We start from the raw sequence: 24,024 nt of genomic DNA on the forward strand, positions 1-24,024 counted from the left end.
GCGAGGCGCGTGGGGAGATAAATGCGCACGGCGGTAACGCTTTCATCTTTGTGGAAGGCATGACGCAAAATTGCCCGGCAGCGTGACGCGTACCGGGCAACATAACGCGGGATAAAGGCCGGATAAGACGCGTTACGTCGCTACCCGGCGAAGGCTAACGCAAGGCCCACCATTCGCGCAGGCAGGCTTTACCTTCCGGACAACTTTTACAGCTGCCTGAAAGGCAGCCGTCCGCTTCTTCCGGGATACGTACCGCTTTACCCATGATCTCCAGTTGATTCAGCATGGCGTCGATCATGGGCTGCGGAGCGTGCAGCGTATGGCTGATCTGCGTTGCCTCCATACGCCCCCGTAGCGCCAGTAGATCGCGAACCTGTATCAATGAAGCCATTTTTTACATCCCTTAGTGACAATTGCCCGCAGTGCCCGAACAACAGGAACTGACGTTTTTGCGGGTTGCCAGCAGTTCAATGTCTACACGGCTGCGGGCGCGGCGCAACAGGCTTAACACCACAACGTTAAAGACGATCACTGCCAGAATACAGATCAGGCTGTATGTCGGGTGTTGACTGAAGCTGGTAACCTGGTAGAACAGCGTGGCGAGCGAATAGGCGATATTCAGTCCCCACAGGATGGAGAAGCCCATCCAGCCGCGGCTGGACTCGCGGGCGATAGCGCCCATTACCGAGATACACGGTACGTAAAGCAGGACGAAAATCAGGTAACTGTACGCCGCCGCGGCGCTGCCGAATTTTTGATCCATCACGCCCATCGCGCCGGTCGCCATTTCGCCGTCGCCTTTACTCGCTTCGATCGGGTTAGCCAGTACGCTCAGGCTAAAGGTGTCTTTCAGGCTTTGCCAGGTATCGTCAACCGCGCCCAGCAGTTCATCGCCGAGGTGGAAGTCGGCAGGATTAAACGCTTCGTCCTGAATATTTTCGGCGGTATAGAGCGTGTTCAGCGTACCGACGACAACTTCTTTCGCCATGGCACCCGTAAACAGACCTACGGTCGCTTGCCAGTTATCCTCATGGACGCCGATCGGTTTAAAGACTGGCGTGATGACGCGGCTTACGGAGGCGAGGGCGGAGTCATTAATGTTATCGACGATTTTGCCGCTCAGCGAGAAACTGTTAAACGCGCTCAGGAAAATACTCACGATGATAATGACTTTACCGGCACGTAGTACAAAACCTTTCAGGCGTTGCCAGGTCTGGATGATCAGGCTCTTGATATGCGGGACGTGGTAAACCGGCAGCTCCATCACAAACGGAGAAGCTTCGCCGCGCATAATGGTATGCTTCAGCATCAGGCCGGTTAATACCGCCATGACAATACCCAGCACGTACAGCGAGAAGACCGCCAGCGCGCCGTTTTGCCCGAAGAAGGCGGCGGCAAAGACGGCGAAAATCGCCAGGCGCGCGCCACAGGACATAAACGGCGCCATCATGATGGTCATCAGGCGTTCGCGCGGAGCGTCAAGCGTGCGGGCGCCCATCACGGAAGGTACGTTACAGCCGAAGCCGACAATCAGCGGCACGAAGGATTTACCCGGTAGTCCCAGCGCCTGCATCAGGCGATCCATGACGAAGGCCGCGCGCGCCATATAACCGGAGTCTTCAAGGAAGGAGAGGAACAGGTACATCATCCCGATTTGCGGCACCAGCGGCAGGACGGTATTGATCCCGCCGCCAAGACCTTGCGCCAGGAAGATGGTTAACCAATCCGGGAAGTGCAGCGTGTAGCCAATCCATTGAATGCCATGAATAAAGATGGCGACGGAACCGGCATCAAACAGGGGTTGCAACGCGCCGCCGATGTTAATGGCGAGCAGGAACATCAGGTACATCACGAACAAAAAAATCGGTAAGCCGAGGAATCGGTTCAGAATAATTTTATCGACCGCCCTGGTGAAGCGGCTGGGTTCGGCTGTCAGGGTATTGCTGACCACGTCGCAAATAGCGGCGATACACTGATAACGGGCGTCGGCGATATGCAGCGCCGGGTCGTCCATTTCGTCCTTCAGACGGGCCAGGGAGGTGTCCAGGTTTTGCGCCGCCTCGCCTGCGTAAGCCCGGCTGTAGATATCGCCCTCCAGCATTTGCAGACCCAGCCAGCGGCGCTGTTGTAAAGGCATCTCCTGGGCCATCGCGTCGGCCAGGAAACCTGCTTCGCGCAGCAGCGGCTGGGCATAATGCACCAGTTCGACGTTGTCGTTAGCGTTGTGACGGTCAATGGCCAGTTTCAGCGCCTCGATACCGCGACCGCGAGTCGATACCAGCGGTACGACAGGGCAACCCAGACGCGTGGACAGAGCGTCGACATCAATACGAACCTGCTGTTTTTCGGCGATATCCAGCATGTTGAGCGCGACAATACAGGGGATACCCAGCTCCAGCAGTTGCAGCGTCAAATAGAGGTTGCGCTCCAGATTGGAGGCGTCTACAACGTTTATCAACAGGTCGGCGTCGCCGCTCAGGATGTAGTGGCAGGCGATCTGTTCGTCGAGAGAGGTTTGTGACGAGATGGTCGTCAGAGAATAGGTGCCGGGTAAATCTACCAGCGTGACCTGGTGGTCAGTTGTCGCGAACTGGCCCTCTTTACGCTCGACGGTGACGCCCGCCCAGTTCCCCACGCGCTGACGCGCGCCGGTGAGTTGGTTAAATAAGGTGGTCTTGCCGGAATTAGGATTACCAATTAAACCAATGGTTAATTTTTTCATTTTTATAGACTCACTGTATTAACAGGAAACCGCTTCCACTTCTATTAACGCCAAATCCTTTTTACGCAAAACCAGACTCACGCGTCGTGTTTCGATATGGATCGGATCGCCTAAGGGCGCGACGCGGACAACATTAAATGAAGAGCCGGGCAACATGCCGAGCGAAAGCAGTTTTTGACGATACGCCGGGCTGATTTCACGCGCAAAGCCGGTGATTTTCCACGCAGTGTCAGGAGTGAATTGCATACGACCTACTTGTTTCTTACTAACTGGATGTATACCTCATGCGGCGCTCAGGGGGGCGGCAGGAGACCCGATGTTTAGCCAACGAAGGAAAGAGTAAATAATCAACAACACAATGATAATGAGAATGGTTTCTATCTTCAACGATTAAAATGTGACGGAATGTACAAATAAGCGATAATTTGCGCCGATGTTGATATGGCTCAACATTTATTTGTCTTTTTGCAAATACCCCTAATGTGCAAATATTCACCGTTTTTAATGTTTAATTAAGGTTTCATCTGTTAATAAAGTGATAATTAATAGTGCGGATAGCAGAAGGAAATTAATTAACAGATTCTAATGGGTAAGATTTAATTGTTAATTAAAAAAGAAAGGGTTGGACGTATTGCAAAATCGCAGGCCGGATAAGAAGTAACCCGGCCTGCGTATTACCCGATTAGTGTTTTTTTCCCATTGCGGCTGCCAGCGCGTCCATCATGGCGCTGTTACCGGCTGGCTGGGCGTCACGACCGCGCGGTTTCGCCGCTTTTGATGCCGGGCGGTTGCCCTGCGCGCGATCGGCGCCGCCGCCGCGGCGAGCGGCGGTTTCGCCGGGCTGTTCGTCCAGACGCATCGTCAGCGCAATACGCTTACGTTGCAGATCCACTTCCAGCACTTTCACCTTCACGATGTCGCCCGCTTTCACCACGGTGTGTGGATCTTCAACGAACTTAGTCGACAGGGAAGAGATGTGGACCAGGCCATCCTGATGAACGCCGATATCGACAAACGCGCCGAAGTTAGTGACGTTAGTGACCGCCCCTTCCAGAATCATCCCCGGCAGCAGGTCGTTCATGGTTTCGACGCCATCGGCGAATTGCGCGGTTTTAAATTCAGGACGTGGGTCGCGGCCCGGTTTTTCCAGCTCTTTGATGATATCGCTCACGGTCGGCACGCCGAATTTATCGTCGGTAAAATCAGCGGCCTTGAGGTGACGCAATTCGTTGCTGTTGCCCATCAGATCTTTTAGCGCTTGCTGCGTCGCCGCCAGAATGCGTTCGACAACCGGATAGGCTTCCGGGTGGACGGTGGAGGCATCCAGCGGGTTATCGCCGTGGTTAATACGCAGGAAGCCCGCGCACTGCTCAAACGCTTTCGGCCCCAGACGGCTCACCTTCAACAGTTGCTGGCGATTCTGGAACTGACCGTTCTCATCACGCCAGGCGACGATGTTTTGCGCCATCATGCGCGTTAAGCCTGCGACGCGGGTCAGCAGCGGTACGGAGGCGGTATTCAAATCGACGCCGACGGCGTTTACGCAGTCTTCGACCACCGCATCCAGTTTACGGGCCAATTGGGTCTGGCTGACATCGTGTTGATATTGGCCGACGCCGATCGATTTCGGATCGATTTTCACCAGTTCCGCCAGCGGATCCTGCAGACGACGCGCGATAGAGACCGCGCCGCGCAGGGAGACGTCGAGATCCGGAAACTCCTGCGCCGCCAGCTCAGAAGCGGAATACACGGACGCCCCCGCTTCGCTGACGATCACTTTCTGCGCCGTCACGTTCGGGAACTGTTTCTGTACGTCGAGATAGAAGCGTTCGGTTTCACGCGAGGCCGTACCGTTGCCAATCGCGACCAGTTCGACGTGGTATTTTTCGCACAGCGCGGCGATCACGGTAGCCGCTTTGGCCGCCTGACCGGTATGCGGATAAATGGTATCCGTCGCCACCAGCTTGCCGGTGCCGTCAACGACAGCGACTTTTACGCCGGTACGCAGGCCAGGATCAAGGCCCATCGTGGCGCGCAGGCCTGCGGGGGCTGCCATCAGCAGGTCGTGCAGGTTACGGGCAAACACGTTAATCGCTTCATCTTCCGCACGTTCGCGCACGGTGCCCATCAGTTCGGTTTCGAGGTGCATTAAGACTTTGATACGCCACGTCCAGCTCACTACGCCTTTGCGCCAGCTATCCGCCGGGGCGTTATTTAGCCGCAGGCCGAGATGGTCCATGATGATTTGCTCGCAGTAACTCTCTTTCGGCGGCTCATCAAACTGTGGGTCGGCATTGAGCGAAAGTTGCAGAATGCCTTCGTTACGACCACGGAACATGGCCAGCGCACGGTGAGACGGGACGTTAGCAATGGGCTCATGATGGTCGAAGTAGTCGCGGAATTTTGCCCCTTCTTCCTCTTTGCCGTTCACGACTGTGGCGACCAGATGGGCGTTCTTCCACAGGTAATCACGCACTTTCGCCAGCAATGCGGCGTCTTCGGCAAAGCGCTCCATCAGAATGTAGCGTGCGCCGTCGAGCGCGGCTTTCGTGTCCGCCACGCCTTTGTCGCCATCAATGTACTTTGCCGCTTCCACGTCAGGATCGTGGGACGGCTCGTTCCAGAGCAGATCGGCCAGCGGCTCAAGGCCGGCTTCAATGGCGATTTGTCCACGGGTGCGGCGTTTAGGTTTATAGGGCAGGTAGAGGTCTTCGAGCTCGGTCTTACTTAACGTAGCGTTGATGGCGCCAGCCAGCTCATCGGTCAGTTTGCCTTGTTCGGAAATGGACTTGAGGATGGCCTGACGCCTGTCTTCCAGCTCACGCAGATAGCCCAGACGCGTTTCCAGGTTACGCAACTGCGTGTCATCCAGACCGCCGGTGATTTCTTTACGATAACGTGCGATAAACGGCACGGTGTTCCCTTCGTCAAGCAGGCGAACGGCAGCTTCAACCTGCCCGGCATTTGCCTGGATTTCACCCGCAATAATGCGGCAGAAAGAATCATTCATCATGGGTTAGCTTCGTCTTCAGGATAAAAATCAGGGGATAGTTATACGGATTGGCTGGCAAAAATGCCAGCCATCAGCGGGGGCTTAGGATTCTTCTTGTCTTATTTGACGTATTCGATCGCATTGACGTACCAGTTTGCTTCGCCGACAGGGGTGTTGACCACCGCCAGATCGCCCACTTCTTTTTTCAGTAGCGCCCGCGCCATCGGCGAGTCGATAGAGATGTAATCCTTACGTCCGAAAATTTCATCGTAGCCGACAATGCGGAACTTCAGCGTATCGCCGTCATCATTTTCAATTTCCACCCAGGCGCCGAAGAAGACTTTGCCCTCCTGCTGCGGGGAATAATCCACGATTTTGAGATTTTCCATGCATTTGGTCAGATATCTGACGCGTCTGTCGATCTCACGCAGGCGCTTTTTATTATACTGATAGTCGGCATTCTCGCTGCGGTCGCCCAGACTCGCAGCCCAGGTCACTTTTTTGGTGACCTCCGGGCGCTCTTCACGCCAGAGATAATTGAGCTCTTGTTTGAGTGTTTCGTACCCTTCGCGGGTGATCAGGGGCGTTTTCATCTCGTTGATTTACCTTTGCTGTCGATATTGCGCACACGGGGTATAACGTGATCGTCCCGACAGAATAAATAATGGGGTTGCCGATTAATTGTATATTTAAGCTGCTGTTAAATATGCTTTGTAACAATTTAGCCTGAAATTCATACCAGAATTTGCTGGTGACTCACGTGAGCTTTTTTAAGAATACACACTTACATTTGTTGCGAACCTTTGGGAGTACAGACAATGCAAGAGAATTATAAGATTCTGGTGGTTGATGACGATATGCGTCTGCGGGCGCTACTGGAACGTTATCTGACCGAGCAGGGCTTCCAGGTTCGAAGCGTCGCTAACGCCGAGCAGATGGATCGTCTGCTGACCCGTGAATCTTTCCATCTCATGGTACTGGATTTAATGCTGCCAGGTGAAGATGGTCTGTCGATTTGTCGTCGCCTGCGTAGTCAAAGTAATCCAATGCCGATCATTATGGTCACGGCGAAGGGTGAAGAAGTTGACCGTATCGTCGGGCTGGAAATCGGCGCCGATGACTACATTCCTAAACCGTTTAACCCGCGCGAGCTGTTGGCGCGTATCCGCGCCGTGCTACGTCGTCAGGCAAACGAACTGCCCGGCGCGCCGTCGCAGGAAGAGGCCGTTATCGCGTTCGGTAAGTTTAAACTGAACCTCGGTACGCGCGAGATGTTCCGTGAAGATGAACCGATGCCGCTGACCAGCGGGGAGTTTGCGGTACTGAAAGCGTTAGTCAGCCATCCGCGCGAGCCGCTCTCTCGCGATAAGCTGATGAATCTGGCCCGTGGCCGCGAGTATTCCGCGATGGAACGCTCCATCGACGTCCAGATCTCCCGCCTGCGCCGTATGGTGGAAGAAGATCCGGCACATCCGCGTTATATTCAGACCGTATGGGGCCTGGGCTACGTCTTCGTACCGGACGGTTCTAAAGCATGAGGCGAATGCGCTTCTCGCCGCGAAGTTCATTTGCCCGCACGCTGTTGCTCATCGTCACCTTGCTGTTCGTCAGCCTGGTGACGACCTACCTGGTGGTGCTGAACTTCGCGATTTTGCCGAGCCTCCAGCAGTTTAATAAGGTTCTGGCTTACGAAGTCCGTATGCTGATGACCGATAAGCTGCAACTGGAGGACGGCACGCAGTTAGTCGTGCCGCCTGCGTTTCGCCGGGAAATCTATCGCGAGCTGGGGATCTCTCTCTACACCAACGAAGCCGCCGAAGAGGCCGGGCTGCGTTGGGCGCAACACTACGAATTCTTAAGCCACCAGATGGCGCAGCAATTAGGCGGCCCGACGGAAGTGCGCGTTGAGGTCAACAAAAGCTCGCCCGTCGTGTGGCTCAAAACCTGGCTGTCGCCCAATATCTGGGTGCGCGTGCCGCTGACCGAGATTCATCAGGGCGATTTTTCTCCGCTTTTCCGTTACACGCTGGCGATCATGCTCCTGGCGATAGGCGGCGCGTGGCTGTTTATTCGTATACAGAATCGACCGTTAGTGGATCTTGAACATGCCGCCCTGCAGGTAGGGAAGGGAATTATTCCGCCGCCGCTGCGTGAATATGGCGCCTCTGAGGTGCGCTCTGTGACTCGGGCGTTTAACCATATGGCAGCCGGCGTGAAACAATTGGCCGATGACCGTACGCTATTGATGGCGGGCGTCAGCCACGACTTGCGCACGCCGCTGACCCGTATTCGTCTGGCGACGGAGATGATGGGCGAGGAAGACGGTTATCTCGCGGAGTCGATCAATAAAGACATCGAAGAGTGTAACGCCATTATCGAACAGTTTATTGACTATCTGCGTACCGGTCAGGAAATGCCAATGGAGATGGCGGATCTCAATTCCGTGCTGGGCGAGGTGATTGCGGCGGAAAGCGGCTATGAGCGTGAGATTAACACTGCGCTTCAGGCAGGGAGCATCCAGGTGAAAATGCACCCGCTCTCGATTAAGCGCGCGGTGGCGAATATGGTGGTCAATGCTGCCCGCTATGGCAACGGCTGGATTAAGGTCAGCAGCGGCACCGAGTCGCATCGCGCCTGGTTTCAGGTAGAAGATGACGGGCCGGGCATTAAGCCGGAGCAGCGTAAACATCTGTTCCAGCCTTTTGTGCGCGGCGACAGCGCCCGTAGCACCAGCGGCACAGGGCTGGGGCTGGCGATTGTGCAGCGCATTATCGATAACCATAACGGGATGCTGGAGATTGGCACCAGCGAGCGTGGCGGATTGTCAATTCGCGCCTGGCTACCGGTTCCTGTGGCTCGCGTCCAGGGGACGACAAAAGAGGCATAAGAAAGGGAGGTATTATCCTCCCTTTCTTCTTAACGCCGGATGACGCCGTTCAAAGCCGCCATCCGGCCTGTTCCTTACAGCTTCGGTCCGGCGCTAACCAGCGCTTCGCCTGCCGGGGTATCCGTATACTTCTCGAAGTTCTCAATGAACAGTTTCGCCAGCGCGGTGGCTTTTTCCTGCCATTGTTCCGGCGACGCGTAGGTGTTACGCGGGTCGAGAATGTGGGTATCCACGCCTGGCAGTTCAGTCGGGATCGCCAGATCGAACAGCGGCAGACGGAAGGTTTCCGCGTTATCAAGAGAACCGTTCAGAATGGCGTCAATAATCGCGCGCGTATCTTTGATGGAGATACGTTTGCCGGTGCCATTCCAGCCGGTGTTAACCAGATAAGCCTGCGCGCCTGCTGCCTGCATACGTTTCACCAGCACCTCAGCATACTGCGTCGGGTGCAGCGTCAGGAACGCGGCGCCGAAGCAGGCGGAAAAGGTGGGGGTCGGTTCGGTGACGCCGCGTTCGGTGCCGGCCAGTTTAGCGGTGAAACCCGACAGGAAGTGGTATTGCGTCTGGTTAGCGGTTAAACGGGAAACCGGCGGCAACACGCCGAAAGCATCCGCCGTCAGGAAGATAACCTTGGTGGCGTGACCTGCTTTGGACACGGGCTTAACGATGTTATCGATATGATAGATCGGGTAAGAGACGCGGGTGTTTTCGGTTTTGGAACCATCGTCGAAATCAACGCTGCCGTCTTCGCGCACAGTGACGTTTTCCAGCAGCGCATCACGGCGAATCGCATGATAAATTTCTGGCTCCGCTTCTTTCGACAGTTTGATGGTTTTGGCGTAGCAGCCGCCTTCAAAGTTGAACACGCCGTCGTCATCCCAACCGTGCTCATCATCGCCAATCAGACGACGTTTCGGGTCGGTGGACAGAGTGGTTTTTCCGGTACCGGAAAGGCCGAAGAAGACCGCGACATCGCCTTTTTCACCCACGTTGGCGGAACAGTGCATTGAGGCGATACCTTTGAGCGGCAGCAGGTAGTTCATTACCGAGAACATCCCTTTTTTCATTTCGCCGCCGTACCAGGTGCCGCCAATAAGCTGAATACGTTCAGTCAGGTTGAACGCCACGAAGTTTTCCGAGTTCAGCCCTTGCTCTTTCCACTGCGGGTTGGTGCACTTCGCGCCGTTCATGACAATAAAGTCAGGTTTGAAGCCTACCAGCTCTTCGTCCGTTGGGCGAATGAACATATTTTTAACGAAGTGGGCCTGCCAGGCGACTTCCGTAATAAAGCGCACGGAAAGACGCGTATCGGCATTTGCGCCGCAGAACGCATCAACAATGAATAAGCGTTTACCGGAAAGCTGATGCGTCACCAGACCTTTCAGGTGTTGCCAGGTTTCCTGAGAAAGCGGCTTATTATCGTTTTTACCTTTACCCTTATCGAACCACCACAGCGTATCACGCGTGGTGTCGTCGCGAACAATATACTTATCCTTAGGCGAACGACCGGTAAAAATACCGGTATCAACGGCAACAGCGCCCAGGTTAGTTAACACGCCACGCTCATAGCCTTCCAGACCAGGATTAAGTTCTTCCTGATAAAGGGTGTCGTAGCTGGGATTGTAAACGATATCCTGGACGTCGTTGATACCATAAGCCTTGAGATCTTGCGGGGTTAAATTGTTAACGCGCATATCACTGCTCCTTAGCCAATATATATTACCGAAAATAGTAAGGTTTTTTGAGGTTGGTTAACCGCGACAAGGCTCATAGATTTACGTATCTGGACAAAATCACGATTGACGAAAAACACTGTGACTCCTGTCACGCAGCGGCGGTTATTATGGCAGGAAACCTACTTTTGTTGTGGAAAATGTTCTGAAAACGTTAAAAGGAAGTGTTTTTGACCGGCATAATGTGACTGTAATCGCATTCATGTAAGAAAGTTACGTAACACCAACATTAACAATATCGATTCACCTCTCTGCGTTTTTTTCTGAATTATGCATGACGACGCCTGGCGGTGAACAGATGATGCAATAATGCGGCTTTCTCATCATTCTGGATAACGACATGGAAAGTGTAGCGCTTTCACGTACTACTCGCTGGGGTATGTTGCTCACCGGTTTGCTGCAGGGCGTCTTGTGCTACCTGCTGATGGCCTGGCTGGTACCACAAAATAGCGACTGGCTGTTCTATGGTATGCCTGCGACGATAGCGTTGTCGTCAATGCTATTGCTTACCGTGGTCTCTTTTAAACAGCGCGCGCTGTGGGGCTGGCTGGGGCTGACCTTTGTGGTCGTGCTGGCAATGAGCGGCTGGCTGAAATGGCAGGTTGAGACGGTGGAGAAATGGCGCCTGGCCGAGCTCCTCTGGCTGTATGGTCTCCGGCTTGTGTTGATGGCGATGCTGGTATTACCCTGGATGCAATATCAGCTACATTCGCAAACCGGTTCGGCGCGTTATCCCCAGTTTTATATGCGGTTATGGCATAACGTACTGACATTGTTTATCGTCCTGGTCGCCAACGGACTGTTCTGGCTGGTGCTTCTGCTCTGGAGCGCGCTATTCAGGCTGGTGGGCATCCGCTTTTTCAGCACCCTCTTCTTTGAAACTGAAGCCTTTATTTATGTGACCATCGGCCTGATTACGGCGCTGGCGGTCATTCTCGCCCGCACGCAGTCGCGCCTTGTGGCGGCGGTGCAAAAGCTGCTGACGCTGATCGCGACGGGTTTACTGCCGGTGGTGTCGCTGCTGGCATTGCTGTTTATTGTGACGTTACCCTTTACCGGACTGGAGGCGATTTCTGCGCGTGTTTCCGCTGCGGGGCTGCTATCCACGCTGACGCTGATGCTGCTGCTCCTCGTGGCGATTGTCAACGAACCGCAAAAGCGCGTATTACCCTATCCGCGCGTACTACGCGGCATGATTAGCGCCTCGCTGTGCGTTGCCCCGATATATATGCTGCTGGCGGGCTGGGCGTTATGGGTACGCATTCAGCAATACGGCTGGACGCCGGATCGTCTGTATGGCGCGCTGACGGTGTCTGTCTTGCTGGTATGGTCCTTCGGTTATCTGATCGGTCTGTTACGCCGCGGACGCGACCCTGGTGAGTGGCAAGGCAAGGTGATACTGAGCGTCTCTTTGTTAACGCTGGTGATATTGCTGTTGCTGGCCTCACCTGTACTTGATGTCTGGCGTATTAGCGTCAACAGCCATATGGCGCGTTACCATAGCGGTAAAATTACTGCGGATCAGATCAGTCTGTATATGCTGGATCACAGCGGCAAACCAGGCCAGGAAGCGCTGAAATCGTTGCGGGATGACGAGGCGTTTACGCAGAACAGAAAGCGCAATCGTGAACTGATGACGTTTTTGCAGAGAAATAAGGTCTCTCCGACGGCGGACGATTTAGCGCGGGTAGTGATGATTGCGCCCGGTAGCCAGAAGCCGGATGCCGCATTTTGGGCGTTTGTCAAAGAGCAGAGTTATTCGGGCGCTTCCTGCCTTGAACCGGATGCCTGCGTGCTGGTGAGTCAGGATCTTAACGGTGACGGTCAGCCTGAGCAGGTGCTGTATAACTTTATTGTTGCCGAGAGCCAGGTCTACGGCTTAAAAGAGGGGAAATGGACGCAGAAAGCGTTCGCCCGATTGCCAGACGGGTTTTCTAAGACGCAACTGTTGCACGCGATTGCCGGGCATCGGTTAGACTCAGCTCCCAAAGCCTGGCGCGATATCATTGTTGATGGCCAGCGGTTGGATGTGGATTACTACAACGAGTAAGCTTTTTGCCGGATGGCGGCATAAATGCCTTATCCGGCCTACGGAGCGGGATGCTGTAGGCCAGATAAGCGTCGCCATCAGGCAATGATGTTGTCGACTGAAAGGCGATTAATGAACCTGTGGATCGGCAGGAGAGGCGTTGTTACGGATCTCCGCGATATCCATCGCATTGAACAGGTAATGATTGCCGCAGTAATCGCAGTGCATATCGATTTCGCCTTCTTCCGCCAGAATGCTGTCCACTTCTTCATCCGGCAATGTTTTCAGCGCGCCCGCGCAACGTTCACGTGAACAGGTGCATTTGAATTCAACATCTTGCGGATCGTAGAGCGTGACTTCTTCTTCGTGATACAAACGCCACAGCACGTCATTTGCCGGTAACGTCAGCAGCTCTTCGCTTTTAATGGTTTCCGTCAACATAGCCAGATGGTCGAAATCCTCCGCCTGCGCGTTCTGTGCTGGCATCACCTGGAGCAACATTCCACCTGCCGCCGGTTTACCGTCGACATCGCCGGTACGAATAAACAGGCGCGTCGGCAACTGCTCGGAGCGCAGGAAGTAATCTTCCAGGCACGCCGCCAGAGTATCGCCTTCCAGACCCACCACGCCCTGATAGCGTTCACCCTCTTCCGGCGTAATGGTGATCACCAGATAGCCGTTGCCAACCAGCGTTTTGAGATCCGCATTGTCAGGGATGTCGCCCTGAACGCGAGCCACGCCGCGCATCTGCTGCTGATTATTGCCATTGATCACCGCCAGGCTTAACGGCCCGTCGCCCTGGAGCTGTACCGTAATGTCACCGGCAAACTTCAGCGTTGCGGTCAGCAGGCTAGTGGCGACCAGCAGTTCGGCCAGTACGGTTTTCACCGGCTGCGGGTAGGTATGATTGTCGAGGATCTGTTGCAAGGTTTCCGAAACGGTCACCAGCTCGCCGCGAACGGCAAAGTTTTCAAACAGATAACGATGTAATTGGTCATGTTGCGGCATAATCATCTCTCTTGCGGGTGACAGTTATTCGCTGTCGCCGTGTTTAAATCGTAACAGGTCGCGGCGCTCTTTCTTGTCCGGTCGCCTGTCCGGATGCGGCATGGTCAGGGCGTTAAGCTTGCGCGCCTGCGCCATTTTTTCGCGTTTTTCCACGCTTTCCGCCGTCTCTTCATACAGAGCGACGGCTTCGCTGGCCGGACGGCGCTGTTCGGTGATGGCTTTAACGATCACCGTCCGTTCGTCATTTCCCTGACGCAGGGTAAGGGTTGCGTTCAGCTCGACGATTTTGCTCGGCTTACTGCGCTGCCCGTTGTAATGCACCTTACCGCCTTCAATCATCTCGCGGGCCAGCGCGCGGGTTTTATAAAAACGCGCGGCCCACAGCCATTTATCCAGTCTGACCTCAACGGAGGACTTTTCTTTCATGGCGTCTCCTTCACATCAGCGAGGGGATCAGACGGCGGTAGTCGTTCAGGGACGGATGGCGCGTATAGTGCTTTTCCGCCAGGCCGGAATCGGGATTCGTCACGCCAAGACAGTAGCGAATACCAAACCGGGCGGCGGCGTCGAGAATCGGTTCGCTGTCATCGATAAACAGCGTTTTCTCTGCGCTTATTCCCGTTTCCTCAGTGACAGCGCGCCATAACCGCTGATCCTCTTTGGGATAACCAAATGTGTGGGTGGAAAGTAATAAATCAAGGTGTGAGGCCAGACCGGTATGCTCCAGCTTCACCGCCAGGTTATGTGGATGCGCATTGGTGAGCAGAATCCGACGTTTTCCGCTGGCTTTTAACGCATTCAGAAACGGTACGGTATCGTCGCGCAAAACGGCGCGCGGCCCTTGCGCCGTCGTCATGGCGCAAATATCCAGACCCAGACGCTCGCTCCAGTAATCCAGACAGTACCAGTTTAGCGTATGCTGTACGGCATGATACTGCTGGCGAATATATTCCTGCGCGTCCTGCGGCGAAATACCCTGCTGCGCGCCGTAGGTTTCCGGTACCAGCTTTTGCCAGAAATAGTTATCGAACGCGAGATCGAGCAGCGTGCCGTCCATATCCAGCAAAACGGTATCCACGTTTTGCCAGTCAATATCAATATGCATGGGGAACTCCAGGGTAACGCAATTTGCGCGACAGGGTAGCATACCCTGTCGCACGGCGGCGCTATCAGATGAGATTTTCCGGAGAGACGGTTAACCTGGGATTGAGGCAGCTTTCATAGTATTCCTGGATGTCCGCCATACGGGTACGGTGGCGTTGATAACGTCTGAACGCCTGAATGCCGTTGTAGACCGCGCTCACTATCATTGCCAGCATCAGCAGCGTGGTGCCGAGGTAACGCCACCAGCCGGATTTATCGGGGATACGATGCAGGCTGATATGCTGCGTACCGTTGGCATCGGTATACACGCTGGTGACAATGCCCTCGGCGCTAAATGGCGTCTGCATGAGCGTTTGCGCCAGACGCTGGAAGGCGCTCCACTGTTCCTGCGCGGGATAGTCATACAGCGGCGTTGACGGCCAGGCCTGATCAACCAGTTCGCTGCCTTCATCGCTGGCAATCAGGAATCCGCCGGGAGCGGGACTATTCAGCGACTGGGCGGCACGCGCGGTCTCGCGAGAAATAAACGGCGCCGTTGAGGTCGTGACCAGATTTTCCAGCGACTCTGCGCTTACGGGGCGTAGCAGCACGTTGACGCCGTCCAGTTTGCCGGCGTTCGCGCGTTTCACCAGCGCGTTCCAGTCCTTACTGTTACCGAGATTAACCAGCGCATTTTTCAGACGCACGCACTCGTCTTCCGCCGCGCACAAATCAGCAGTTTTCAGAACAATATCGCCAAAGTCATCTAATAATACCATGCCCGATTTTTGGATCGCGGAGCGTAAAGATGCGCTGACGCGCGAGTCGTCTTCGGGTTTTGGATGGAGCTGACGATTTACCGCCTGGCTTAGCGCCATCGCTTTATTCACCAGGTCTGATTCCGGCAGCGGTAGCGCAGGCGCGTCATTCCAGATGATTTGCGAGCAATCGAACGGCATAAACGGTGAGTTAGACTGGCCGCTCCAGGTCGCGCCGGAATGAATATTACACATTCCTTTACCGCTCAGGTGCAGCGTATCGCCCACCCGCACGCCAGCTTTTTCAAGCTGTTTTACCGTTGTCGCTTCAATGGTTTGCGCGCCTTTCATCCACGATAGCGTGAACTTGATTGGCATATCCAGCGGGATCCAGAACAGCAGCATAAACAACACCAGCAGCGAACCGATAGCAATAACAGTGCTGCGTAACCAGTGCTGCAACGGAAAGTTTTTCACTTCATCATGCAGGGATAAAAACCGGCCCTGGCGGGCGACATGGCGATCAAGGTAAATATCAATATCCGTTTGTTGCCCAAGATCCTGCGTAATGTAGGGTTGCCAGTGGGCAGGGTAAATAAGGTCGATGATGCCCAGGGATATATTGTTAATCTGCTCCTGATTATTCTCCCCAAACAGTCCCCAGCGGCGGGGCGTTCCCCGCAGACAGTGAATTTCCCGCAGCGCGCTTTTCGACGGCGGCGCAAAAAGTCCCCAAAGTCCGGCTGCCAACAGCAGGATAGCGCCGCCTATCATCCACGGTACAAAAACGTCTGGCGTTATCAGGCAGAAAAAGAATAACAAAAAGGAGGCGACGATTAACAACGCTTCGCGCAAGCCAGCCGGGCGGCTGAGCGCATATTCTTCGTGGGTCTCCTGACGGATATTCAACAGCTCAATCTGCTCGCTCTCTTCGCCGCGAATCGACGCCTGCGTAGAGGCCGTATTCTGTAGCGCGTAGCCGCGCGACTCCTGCATATACTCTTGCAGCGTATGGCCGTTTAAAGAGATCACCAGCGGCAGCGTATCCGTGAGGATCAGCTCAACGTTGTTTTCATCATTGATGTACTGTTCCCAGAAAGGCGGCAGATGGACTTCGACGGAGTCGAGGTAGTAGCGCCATTTATTAGGATCGTCAGTGGTAATGCCGTAGCGGGTGATGGAGTGGGTCAGTATCACGACACTGTTGCTTTCCGCGTTCAGCGTCAGCGAGATGGGCGCAGCACTGGCGCCTGTCGGCCCCGGAACTTGCTGGATCTGGCTAAGGTTATCGAGATAGTTTTCTACCGCGCTGCGCTCTTCGGGCAACAGTTTACGCGTTTGCGCGTCCTGAAAGGCGCTGATCCACGGTAAGCTCCCTCGTCTGGACTTTACCCGGAACCGCCATATTGCCAGTAGAGAGCAGGCCAGCAAAGCAGCTATAAAAATCAGAATGGTGCTCATGCTTTCCCCATCTTACTAAGTCTGTCAGGCGTGGTCAGTCGCACCCTGTCCAATAAACATTTTTCTGTGGTTGGCTATCGGCAAGCGTGGAGTTGAACTTGAGCATTGTAAAGCGCATCCCAGTGAAGGCAAATCATAGCAATACCACCAAAAACGGAATATCAGCAAATTCCTGGAGTTATTTCAACCTATTGACTTTTAATTTGAAATAAGAATTAATTTTTATTACGTTACATAAATGTAAATAAACGGCAATTCGCATTGCCGAAACCGTGCGGTATGTCGCACAATGACCACAGATTACACTGCAAAGATTCTCACAATGAGCAAATCATTACAAAAACCCACCATTCTGAAAGTGGAAACCGTCGCACAATCCCGACTGTTTAACGTAGAAAGCGTGGATCTGGAGTTCAGCAACGGCGTGCGTCGCGTGTATGAACGTATGCGACCATCAACCCGTGAGGCGGTAATGATTGTGCCGATCGTTGATGAGCATCTGATTCTTATTCGTGAGTATGCGGTGGGAACCGAATCCTATGAGCTGGGCTTCTCGAAAGGATTGATCGACCCGGGCGAGACCGTTTTTGAAGCGGCGAACCGGGAGCTCAAAGAAGAGGTCGGGTTTGGCGCGCATAACCTGACCTTCTTAAAAAAACTCAGCATGGCGCCCTCTTATTTTTCCAGCAAAATGAATATCGTGGTGGCGGAAGATCTCTATCCGGAGTCGCTGGAAGGCGACGAGCCTGAGCCATTGCCGCAGGTACGCTGGCCGCTGGCGCATTTAATGGATCTGCTGGAAGACCCCGATTTTAACGAGGCCCGCAACGTCAGCGCGCTGTTTCTGGTACGCGAGTGGTTGAAAGCGCAGGGCCGAATTGCCTGATGGCGCGGCGTTGATCAAGCCAACGGAAAGTTCGTCTCCCCGTTCGCCGTCATCCGCTAAACACAATAAAAAAGGCGCCGGAGCGCCTTTTTTGATCAGAACAGTTCGTGTGTTTCACCATTATCAATAATGGTGGTTCCCACCTCGTGTACCGCCTGTTGTGTCGGCTGCGTGCCTTCGATGAAATACTCTTCACGGCTGTTACCGCCGCTCGCCAGTTGTCCGGTACTGCGGTCGATATTCACCGTGACGATGCCCGGCGGCGGCGTTAGCGGCTGTTCCGGCACGCCTTCCAGCACGGCTTTCATATAGGCGTCCCATGCAGGTTGCGCGCTCTTCGCGCCGCCCTCATAGCCGGAGATTTGATCTTTGATCGCGCCGGAAGCGGTGGTGCGGCCTAAATCACGGCGGTGATCGTCAAAGCCGATCCATACGGAAGTGACGACGCCAGGACCATAGCCGGAGAACCATGCGTCTTTCGAGCTGTTGGTCGTACCGGTTTTGCCGCCGATATCGCGACGTTTAAGGTCGCGCGCCGCACGCCAGCCGGTACCCATCCAGCCGGGTTCGCCGAAGATATTGGTGTTCAGCGCGCTTTTGATCAGAAACGCCAGCGGCGTATTGATCACATGCGGCGCGTACTCCTGCGTGCCGTTTTGCGCGACCAGCGCCTGGTTTGCCTGTTCCAGCTCAGGCATCGGTACGGCGCTGTTTTGCTGCTCTTGCGAAACCGCGACCTCTTCCACATTGGTGTTTTCCAGCACGTCGGATTTCTGCGTATTGCCGTAAATGACCGGGATATCGCACTCCGGGCAGGCGATTTTCGGTTTCGCTTCGAAGATCACGCCGCCCTGATCGTTCTCAATCTTGCTGATGAAATACGGGTCGATCAGGAAACCGCCGTTCGCCATCACCGCATAACCGCGTGCAACCTGCATCGGCGTGAAGGAGGCGGAGCCCAGCGCCAGCGATTCGGTATGCACGATATTCTGCGCCGGGAAGCCGAAGCGTTGCAGATACTCCGCCGCATAGTCGACGCCCATGGCGCGCATGGCGCGTACCATCACCACGTTTTTCGACTGCCCCAGCCCCTGGCGTAAACGAATCGGTCCGGCGTACTGCGGCGGGGAGTTTTTCGGACGCCAGTCTGAACCTGCCCCGGCGTCCCAGCGGGAAATCGGCACATCGTTGAGCATACTGGCGAGCGTCAGCCCTTTATCCATTGCGGCGGTGTAGAGGAACGGTTTGATGTTCGACCCCACCTGACGCAAAGCTTGCGTCGCGCGGTTAAATTTACTCTGATTAAAATCGAAACCGCCGACCAGCGCCAGTACCGCGCCTGTTTGCGGGTTAAGCGAAACCAGCGCGGAGTTCACTTCCGGTACCTGCGCCAGCCACCAGTCGTTATCCACCTGACGAACCCAGATTTGCTGACCTGTCTGGACGACATCGGTAACTTTACGCGGCGTCGGCCCCTGCTGTGTATCCGAGCGGTAAGGCCGCGCCCAACGCATTCCTTCCATACGTAGCGAAACGGACGTACCGTCGGCAAGCGCAGCGGTCGCCTCTTGCGGATTAGCGCTGGTGACCACGGCGGGAAGCAGCGGTCCGTAGGTCGGCAACGCTTTCAACGTATCGGTAATTTTTTTACTGTCCCACGCCGTTTCGCCCACTTTCCATAGCACATTCGCCGGGCCGCGATAACCGTGGCGCATGTCATAGTCCAGCACGTTATTACGTACCGCCTGTTGCGCGGCCTGCTGCACTTTGCGGGTGATGGTCGTGTAAATACGATAACCATCTTCGTAGGCGCTTTCGCCATAACGGTTATACATTTCCTGGCGCACCATTTCCGATAGATAAGGCGCGGAGAAGGCGATTTCCGGCGCGTGATAATTTGCGTCGATAGGTTCGCTACGGGCCTGATCGTACTGCGCCTGAGTGATATATCCCTCGCTTAACATTCGCGAAAGCACTACGTTACGGCGCGCTATCGCCCGATCCATCGAGTAGAGCGGGTTAAAGGTAGAAGGCGCTTTAGGTAGCCCGGCGATAACCGCCATTTCGCTTAGGCTAAGCTGGTCGACCGTCTTACCAAAGTAGACCTGTGCCGCCGCGCCAACGCCATAGGCGCGGTAGCCGAGATAGATCTTGTTCAGATAGAGTTCGAGGATCTCATTTTTATTCAGCAACTGCTCAATACGAATCGCCAGAAACGCTTCCTTGATCTTGCGCATCAGCGTGCGTTCGGGGCTAAGGAAGAAGTTTCGCGCCAGTTGCTGGGTAATGGTACTTGCTCCCTGCGATGCGTGACCGGAGAAGAGCGCGACGCTGGCCGCACGGAAAATACCTACCGGGTCAATGCCGTGATGCTCATAAAAGCGGCTATCTTCGGTGGCGATAAAGGCGTTGATCATTTCCGGCGGAATTTGATCGAGCGTAACGGGAATACGACGTTTTTCGCCATATTGCGCGATAAGTTCGCCATCCGCGCTGTAAACCTGCATCGGAATTTGCAAACGCACATCTTTCAATGTCGCGACGTCAGGTAGCTGTGGCTCAATATAGCGATAAAGGCCATAAATCGAGCCTGCTCCCAGCAGGATGCAACATACTGCAAGGATCAATAAATACTTTACGAACTTCACTGGAGATTTCCCATTTAGTGTCATTTGGGCAGTTTATAAACAAACGCGCGGTAGTATAAAGGCAAGCCAGACGCATTGATATACCCGTTAACGCGACGGGTGATAAGGAGATCGACCGTTATGGCTTTTAAAACCTGGCAAATAGGATTGCACATTCAGCAGCATGAAGCGCTGGCCATCGCCGTTATTCGCGGCGCATCGGGCTGGTCTCTGCAACGTTGGTGGCGACTGCCGCTGATGAACGCCTCCACGGCAGAGGGTACGATTCCTGACCCGCAATCGCTGGCTCACGTACTGCGACCCTGGAGTCGTGAGCTGCCGCTGCGTCACCGTATTTATCTCTCTTTTCCCGCAAATCGGACATTGCAACGCGCTTTTCCACATCCGCCGATGCGGCTGCGGGAACGTGAGCAAATCGCATGGCTTTCACAAACGATGGCGCGTGAGCTGGATATGGATCCGGACTTATTGCGTTTCGACTTTCAGGACGATGCGTTAAGCCCCGCGTTCAACGTTACCGCCGTGCAAAGCAAAGAAATTTCAGCGCTGTTAACGCTGGCGCAAACGCTCAATGTGCGCATCGCTGCTGTAACGCCCGATGCCTGTGCGTTACAGCGCTTGCTGCCGTTTATACCTTCGGGGCGGCAATGTCTGGTCTGGCGCGATGAGAGCCAGTGGCTGTGGGCGACGCGCTATGCGTGGGGGCGTAAATCGGCGCGCGAGGCGACGACGCTGCATGACCTTGCCGCAACATTATCCGTCGTGCCGGAACATATTTCATTATGCGCCGAAGGCGAATTCGACCCCTGGCGCGCCGTTACCGTCCGCCAACCGCCGGTTCCGCCGGACGGTTATCGCTTTGCGATTGCGCTGGGTTTAGCCATGGGGGAGATACGCTGATGGCGCATTCTGTCAATTTGCTCCCCTGGCGGCGCCAACATTACGTAGCGCGTCTGCGGCTGTGGTGCGTGGTATGGGGCGCGTCCCTGCTGCTGATAGCAAGCGTCGCGACGATCGCCCGGTTGGTTTTTTGGCAGGAGGGGAGGATTAACGAGCTGCTACTGACGGCGGAAAACGGACGCACGACAGCGCTTGCGGCGAACATACCGCAGTTGCAGCAGCGTCAGCGACAGCAACAGGCGCGATTACAACGTCAGGCGCAGCGTGAACTGACGCAAGCCTGGCAATCTATCTTGATTGACCTTGCCAACCTGTTGCCAGAGCAGGCATGGCTGACAAGCCTCAATTATCAGCAAGAGACGCTAGAGCTGGAAGGGCTGGCGAGAACGTTTGACGCCCTGCTCACGCTTGAGACATCGCTTCGTCACTATGTCAGTTTTACGCTAAACCGCACGGGCGCCACGCGGCAGGATGCGCAAGGGCGCTGGCAGTTCCATTATCAGTTAACGAGGAGCGCCGCCCGTGAACGCGCTCTTTGATATCTGGTACGGGATGTCGCGCCGTGGTCGGGTTTTTTGTTGGTGTGCAGGCGTGCTGTGTCTGACGCTGACGGTCGCGTTATCTGTGGGCTATCCCGGCTGGAAGACGTTGGATACGCAACAAACGCGGTTAAGCCAGCAGCGCGAGGCCGCCCGGCAACAGTGGCGTAATCTGCGCCGTCTGAGCATCGCGGCTGAACCGCTTTTCGGGGGCACCGTTGAAAATCCGCGTCCTTTTTCGCCGTTAGATTTCCAGGCGCCTCCCCTGAGTTTGCTGCACTGGCAGCCATCGGCGCAGGGGGGAGAAATGGCGCTGAAAACGTCCTGGGATGCGGTGCCGTCGCTGTTTGTCCGGTTGGCCGAAAGCGAGATGATCGTAAGTCGGTTTTCATTGCGTAAAGAGGGGGCGGAATTATTGATGACTCTGCAACTGGAGCGCCTGGCGAATGAAGGCTAGCCGCAGTGTATTGCTCTGTTTTTGTTTGCTGACGTTGACGGGAATGCGCGATCCCTTCCGCCCGCCGGAAGATCGCTGCCGGATAGCGGAACTCTCGCAGTGGCGGTATCAGGGCGCGGTGCGTAAAGGCGAGCGATGGACAGGCATTCTTAAAGACAGTCAGCAAAAATGGCGACGAGTGGAAGAAGGGCAGACGCTGGAAAACGGTTGGACGATTGTCCGCCTGACGGCGGAAGCCTTAACGTTAACGACCGGTAAAAATTGTGCGCCGCCGCAGTGGCGGTGGCTACGTCAGGGAGCGGACAATGAAGCGATGGATAGCCATAATACTGATAGCCTTGATGCCCGCCGTGCAGGCGGGAAAAGCGGCGAAAGTGACGCTGGTGGTTGATGACGTCCCTGTGGTGCAGGTTTTGCAGGCTTTAGCCGAGCAGGAGCGGCAGAATCTGGTGGTGTCGCCGGACGTCAGCGGGACATTATCGCTACATCTGACGGATGTGCCATGGAAACAGGCGCTACAGACGGTGGTCAATAGCGCGGGGCTGGTGCTGCGTCAGGAGGGGAATATTCTCCATGTTCATTCACAGGCCTGGCAGAAAGAACATAGTGCGCGGCAGGATGCCGAGCGGTTAAGGCTTCAGGCTAATTTACCGCTGGAAAACCGCAGCATTAGCCTGCAATACGCCGATGCCGGCGAACTGGCGAAAGCGGGCGAGAAACTCCTGAGCGCGAAGGGAACCATCATGGTAGATAAGCGCACCAACCGCCTGCTGTTGCGCGATAACCGCGCGGCCCTGGCGGAGCTGGAAAAATGGGTATCGCAAATGGATCTGCCGGTGGCGCAGGTGGAGCTGGCGGCGCATATCGTCACCATTAACGAAAAGAGTCTACGGGAACTGGGCGTAAAGTGGACGCTGGCTGACGCGACGCAAGCGGGCGCGGTGGGTGACGTGACGACGCTTTCCAGTGATTTATCCGTCGCCGCCGCCACCTCACGCGTCGGGTTTAACATCGGGCGCATTAACGGACGCTTGCTGGATCTGGAGCTGTCAGCGCTGGAGCAAAAGCAGCAACTGGATATTATCGCCAGCCCCCGGCTGCTGGCTTCGCATCTGCAGCCAGCCAGTATCAAGCAAGGCAGCGAAATTCCTTATCAGGTTTCCAGCGGTGAAAGCGGCGCGACCTCCGTGGAATTTAAAGAAGCGGTGCTGGGAATGGAGGTGACGCCCACCGTTTTGCAAAAAGGGCGCATCCGCCTGAAGTTACATATCAGCCAGAATGTTCCCGGTCAGGTACTACAACAGGCTGACGGCGAAGTGCTGGCGATAGATAAACAGGAAATTGAAACGCAGGTAGAGGTAAAAAGCGGCGAGACGCTGGCGCTGGGCGGCATTTTTTCGCGAAAAAATAAATCGGGTAGCGATAGCGTGCCGCTGTTGGGGGATATTCCCTGGCTTGGTCAGCTCTTCCGCCATGACGGCAAAGAGGACGAGCGACGCGAATTAGTGGTGTTTATCACCCCCAGACTGGTGGCGACAGAATAATTTATGCATAAAAAAGCGCTGTTTTTGCACTGAACGCATCTGCGGGATTTGACGTGCGGATGTATTTAGCATACAAGGAGTACCGATTTGAGAGTCGTGCTTTTCGTTGCTGACGCATTGATTAATGCGCTTTGCCTTGCCGAAGGTGTGCATAAGACCGATGATAAACGGCTGAATGTCCGCTGATGCAGACGTATTGGTTCTGCGGATTGCGCACAATTGTTTGAAAGTAGAGCAATTTGTAGGCCGGATATGTTGTTCTGGTCGCCATCCGGCAACGCTAACTCGGGTTTTGCAACAATCAGGCTTGGTGATTTATTCAGTTGCCAAACCCGCTTGAGTATTGAGATAATTTTCAGTCTGACTCTCGCAATATC

Annotated in this window: 20 protein-coding genes; 9 read left to right on the forward strand and 11 right to left on the reverse strand. The window is 54.9% G+C overall.

Annotation, left to right across the window (positions count from 1 at the left end; genetic code table 11):
• Nucleotides 1-154: 154 nt before the first annotated feature.
• The 5 genes from feoC to greB all read right to left on the reverse strand — a co-directional run bounded on the left by feoC (nt 155) and on the right by greB (nt 6,307).
• On the reverse strand, nt 155-391 hold the full coding sequence (gene feoC / locus ACLD4F_RS17890; protein WP_000157587.1) for a [Fe-S]-dependent transcriptional repressor FeoC: 237 nt from the start codon (nt 389-391) through the stop codon (nt 155-157).
• 12 nt (nt 392-403) lie between these two features.
• Nucleotides 404-2,722, reverse strand: a complete 2,319-nt coding sequence (gene feoB, locus ACLD4F_RS17895; RefSeq protein WP_000736983.1) for a Fe(2+) transporter permease subunit FeoB — start codon at nt 2,720-2,722, stop codon at nt 404-406.
• Between the two features lie 18 nt (nt 2,723-2,740).
• Nucleotides 2,741-2,968 (reverse strand): ferrous iron transporter A, encoded by a 228-nt coding sequence (feoA, locus tag ACLD4F_RS17900; protein WP_001160955.1) that lies wholly within the window; start codon nt 2,966-2,968, stop codon nt 2,741-2,743.
• Between the two features lie 436 nt (nt 2,969-3,404).
• A complete protein-coding gene (locus tag ACLD4F_RS17905; RefSeq protein ID WP_411010967.1) occupies nt 3,405-5,735 on the reverse strand; it encodes a Tex family protein in 2,331 nt (776 codons plus the stop codon).
• 98 nt (nt 5,736-5,833) lie between these two features.
• Nucleotides 5,834-6,307, reverse strand: coding sequence for a transcription elongation factor GreB (greB, locus tag ACLD4F_RS17910; protein ID WP_000856695.1), 474 nt, complete (start codon nt 6,305-6,307; stop codon nt 5,834-5,836).
• A 225-nt stretch (nt 6,308-6,532) separates the two neighbouring features.
• Between greB and ompR the strand changes: the two genes are divergently transcribed.
• Both ompR and envZ read left to right on the forward strand, forming a co-directional pair.
• Nucleotides 6,533-7,252, forward strand: coding sequence for a two-component system response regulator OmpR (ompR, locus tag ACLD4F_RS17915; RefSeq protein ID WP_001157751.1), 720 nt, complete (start codon nt 6,533-6,535; stop codon nt 7,250-7,252).
• Entirely contained in the window at nt 7,249-8,601 is a 1,353-nt protein-coding gene (envZ, locus tag ACLD4F_RS17920) for a two-component system sensor histidine kinase EnvZ (protein WP_001253818.1), read from the forward strand. The genes ompR and envZ overlap by 4 nt, the downstream gene beginning before the upstream one ends.
• Nucleotides 8,602-8,675: 74 nt before the next feature.
• Here envZ and pckA read toward each other — a convergent pair whose 3' ends face one another.
• Nucleotides 8,676-10,295, reverse strand: a complete 1,620-nt coding sequence (pckA, locus tag ACLD4F_RS17925; protein ID WP_411010968.1) for a phosphoenolpyruvate carboxykinase (ATP) — start codon at nt 10,293-10,295, stop codon at nt 8,676-8,678.
• 379 nt (nt 10,296-10,674) lie between these two features.
• Between pckA and ACLD4F_RS17930 the strand changes: the two genes are divergently transcribed.
• Nucleotides 10,675-12,384, forward strand: a complete 1,710-nt coding sequence (locus ACLD4F_RS17930) for a DUF4153 domain-containing protein (RefSeq protein ID WP_079944565.1) — start codon at nt 10,675-10,677, stop codon at nt 12,382-12,384.
• Nucleotides 12,385-12,492: 108 nt separating this feature from the next.
• Here ACLD4F_RS17930 and hslO read toward each other — a convergent pair whose 3' ends face one another.
• From hslO to igaA, 4 genes are all read right to left on the reverse strand, one after another.
• Entirely contained in the window at nt 12,493-13,371 is an 879-nt protein-coding gene (hslO, locus tag ACLD4F_RS17935; protein WP_001135571.1) for an Hsp33 family molecular chaperone HslO, read from the reverse strand.
• 24 nt (nt 13,372-13,395) lie between these two features.
• Nucleotides 13,396-13,797 (reverse strand): ribosome-associated heat shock protein Hsp15, encoded by a 402-nt coding sequence (gene hslR, locus ACLD4F_RS17940; protein WP_000660721.1) that lies wholly within the window; start codon nt 13,795-13,797, stop codon nt 13,396-13,398.
• 10 nt (nt 13,798-13,807) lie between these two features.
• Entirely contained in the window at nt 13,808-14,476 is a 669-nt protein-coding gene (yrfG, locus tag ACLD4F_RS17945; RefSeq protein ID WP_001520508.1) for a GMP/IMP nucleotidase, read from the reverse strand.
• 64 nt (nt 14,477-14,540) lie between these two features.
• A complete protein-coding gene (igaA, locus tag ACLD4F_RS17950) occupies nt 14,541-16,673 on the reverse strand; it encodes an intracellular growth attenuator protein IgaA (RefSeq protein WP_000104092.1) in 2,133 nt (710 codons plus the stop codon).
• 322 nt (nt 16,674-16,995) lie between these two features.
• Between igaA and nudE the strand changes: the two genes are divergently transcribed.
• Nucleotides 16,996-17,559, forward strand: a complete 564-nt coding sequence (nudE, locus tag ACLD4F_RS17955; RefSeq protein WP_000045725.1) for an ADP compounds hydrolase NudE — start codon at nt 16,996-16,998, stop codon at nt 17,557-17,559.
• A 95-nt stretch (nt 17,560-17,654) separates the two neighbouring features.
• On the opposite strand, the gene mrcA is transcribed toward nudE, so the two are convergent.
• Entirely contained in the window at nt 17,655-20,207 is a 2,553-nt protein-coding gene (gene mrcA, locus ACLD4F_RS17960) for a peptidoglycan glycosyltransferase/peptidoglycan DD-transpeptidase MrcA (RefSeq protein WP_017441589.1), read from the reverse strand.
• Nucleotides 20,208-20,327: 120 nt separating this feature from the next.
• Between mrcA and ACLD4F_RS17965 the strand changes: the two genes are divergently transcribed.
• From ACLD4F_RS17965 to hofQ, 5 genes are read left to right on the forward strand one after another with little or no spacing between them, the layout of a single operon-like run.
• Entirely contained in the window at nt 20,328-21,107 is a 780-nt protein-coding gene (locus ACLD4F_RS17965; protein ID WP_024798068.1) for a hypothetical protein, read from the forward strand.
• The gene (locus tag ACLD4F_RS17970) at nt 21,107-21,646 is read left to right on the forward strand and encodes a PilN domain-containing protein (RefSeq protein WP_079944566.1); all 540 of its coding nucleotides are present in this window, start codon (nt 21,107-21,109) and stop codon (nt 21,644-21,646) included. The genes ACLD4F_RS17965 and ACLD4F_RS17970 overlap by 1 nt, the downstream gene beginning before the upstream one ends.
• On the forward strand, nt 21,630-22,103 hold the full coding sequence (locus ACLD4F_RS17975) for a hypothetical protein (RefSeq protein WP_079944567.1): 474 nt from the start codon (nt 21,630-21,632) through the stop codon (nt 22,101-22,103). The genes ACLD4F_RS17970 and ACLD4F_RS17975 overlap by 17 nt, the downstream gene beginning before the upstream one ends.
• Nucleotides 22,093-22,494: a HofP DNA utilization family protein gene (locus ACLD4F_RS17980; protein ID WP_000648140.1), complete on the forward strand. Its 402-nt coding sequence runs from the start codon at nt 22,093-22,095 to the stop codon at nt 22,492-22,494. Before ACLD4F_RS17975 ends, ACLD4F_RS17980 begins: the two co-directional genes overlap by 11 nt.
• Nucleotides 22,409-23,647, forward strand: a complete 1,239-nt coding sequence (hofQ, locus tag ACLD4F_RS17985; RefSeq protein ID WP_079944568.1) for a DNA uptake porin HofQ — start codon at nt 22,409-22,411, stop codon at nt 23,645-23,647. Before ACLD4F_RS17980 ends, hofQ begins: the two co-directional genes overlap by 86 nt.
• The last annotated feature ends 377 nt before the right edge of the window (nt 23,648-24,024 follow it).

The sequence above is a fragment of the Salmonella sp. 741265050_HSA genome (genome assembly GCF_046569445.1).
In the GTDB taxonomy this organism is placed as follows: Bacteria; Pseudomonadota; Gammaproteobacteria; order Enterobacterales; family Enterobacteriaceae; genus Salmonella; species Salmonella enterica.

What these genes read in the sequence shown, in the direction of transcription:
- feoC (WP_000157587.1), bottom strand. Translation starts at nt 391, where the DNA reads ATGGCTTCATTGATACAGGTTCGCGATCTACTGGCGCTACGGGGGCGT.
- feoB (WP_000736983.1), bottom strand. Translation starts at nt 2,722, where the DNA reads ATGAAAAAATTAACCATTGGTTTAATTGGTAATCCTAATTCCGGCAAG.
- feoA (WP_001160955.1), bottom strand. Translation starts at nt 2,968, where the DNA reads ATGCAATTCACTCCTGACACTGCGTGGAAAATCACCGGCTTTGCGCGT.
- ACLD4F_RS17905 (WP_411010967.1), bottom strand. Translation starts at nt 5,735, where the DNA reads ATGATGAATGATTCTTTCTGCCGCATTATTGCGGGTGAAATCCAGGCA.
- greB (WP_000856695.1), bottom strand. Translation starts at nt 6,307, where the DNA reads ATGAAAACGCCCCTGATCACCCGCGAAGGGTACGAAACACTCAAACAA.
- ompR (WP_001157751.1), top strand. Translation starts at nt 6,533, where the DNA reads ATGCAAGAGAATTATAAGATTCTGGTGGTTGATGACGATATGCGTCTG.
- envZ (WP_001253818.1), top strand. Translation starts at nt 7,249, where the DNA reads ATGAGGCGAATGCGCTTCTCGCCGCGAAGTTCATTTGCCCGCACGCTG.
- pckA (WP_411010968.1), bottom strand. Translation starts at nt 10,295, where the DNA reads ATGCGCGTTAACAATTTAACCCCGCAAGATCTCAAGGCTTATGGTATC.
- ACLD4F_RS17930 (WP_079944565.1), top strand. Translation starts at nt 10,675, where the DNA reads ATGGAAAGTGTAGCGCTTTCACGTACTACTCGCTGGGGTATGTTGCTC.
- hslO (WP_001135571.1), bottom strand. Translation starts at nt 13,371, where the DNA reads ATGCCGCAACATGACCAATTACATCGTTATCTGTTTGAAAACTTTGCC.
- hslR (WP_000660721.1), bottom strand. Translation starts at nt 13,797, where the DNA reads ATGAAAGAAAAGTCCTCCGTTGAGGTCAGACTGGATAAATGGCTGTGG.
- yrfG (WP_001520508.1), bottom strand. Translation starts at nt 14,476, where the DNA reads ATGCATATTGATATTGACTGGCAAAACGTGGATACCGTTTTGCTGGAT.
- igaA (WP_000104092.1), bottom strand. Translation starts at nt 16,673, where the DNA reads ATGAGCACCATTCTGATTTTTATAGCTGCTTTGCTGGCCTGCTCTCTA.
- nudE (WP_000045725.1), top strand. Translation starts at nt 16,996, where the DNA reads ATGAGCAAATCATTACAAAAACCCACCATTCTGAAAGTGGAAACCGTC.
- ACLD4F_RS17965 (WP_024798068.1), top strand. Translation starts at nt 20,328, where the DNA reads ATGGCTTTTAAAACCTGGCAAATAGGATTGCACATTCAGCAGCATGAA.
- ACLD4F_RS17970 (WP_079944566.1), top strand. Translation starts at nt 21,107, where the DNA reads ATGGCGCATTCTGTCAATTTGCTCCCCTGGCGGCGCCAACATTACGTA.
- ACLD4F_RS17980 (WP_000648140.1), top strand. Translation starts at nt 22,093, where the DNA reads ATGAAGGCTAGCCGCAGTGTATTGCTCTGTTTTTGTTTGCTGACGTTG.
- hofQ (WP_079944568.1), top strand. Translation starts at nt 22,409, where the DNA reads ATGAAGCGATGGATAGCCATAATACTGATAGCCTTGATGCCCGCCGTG.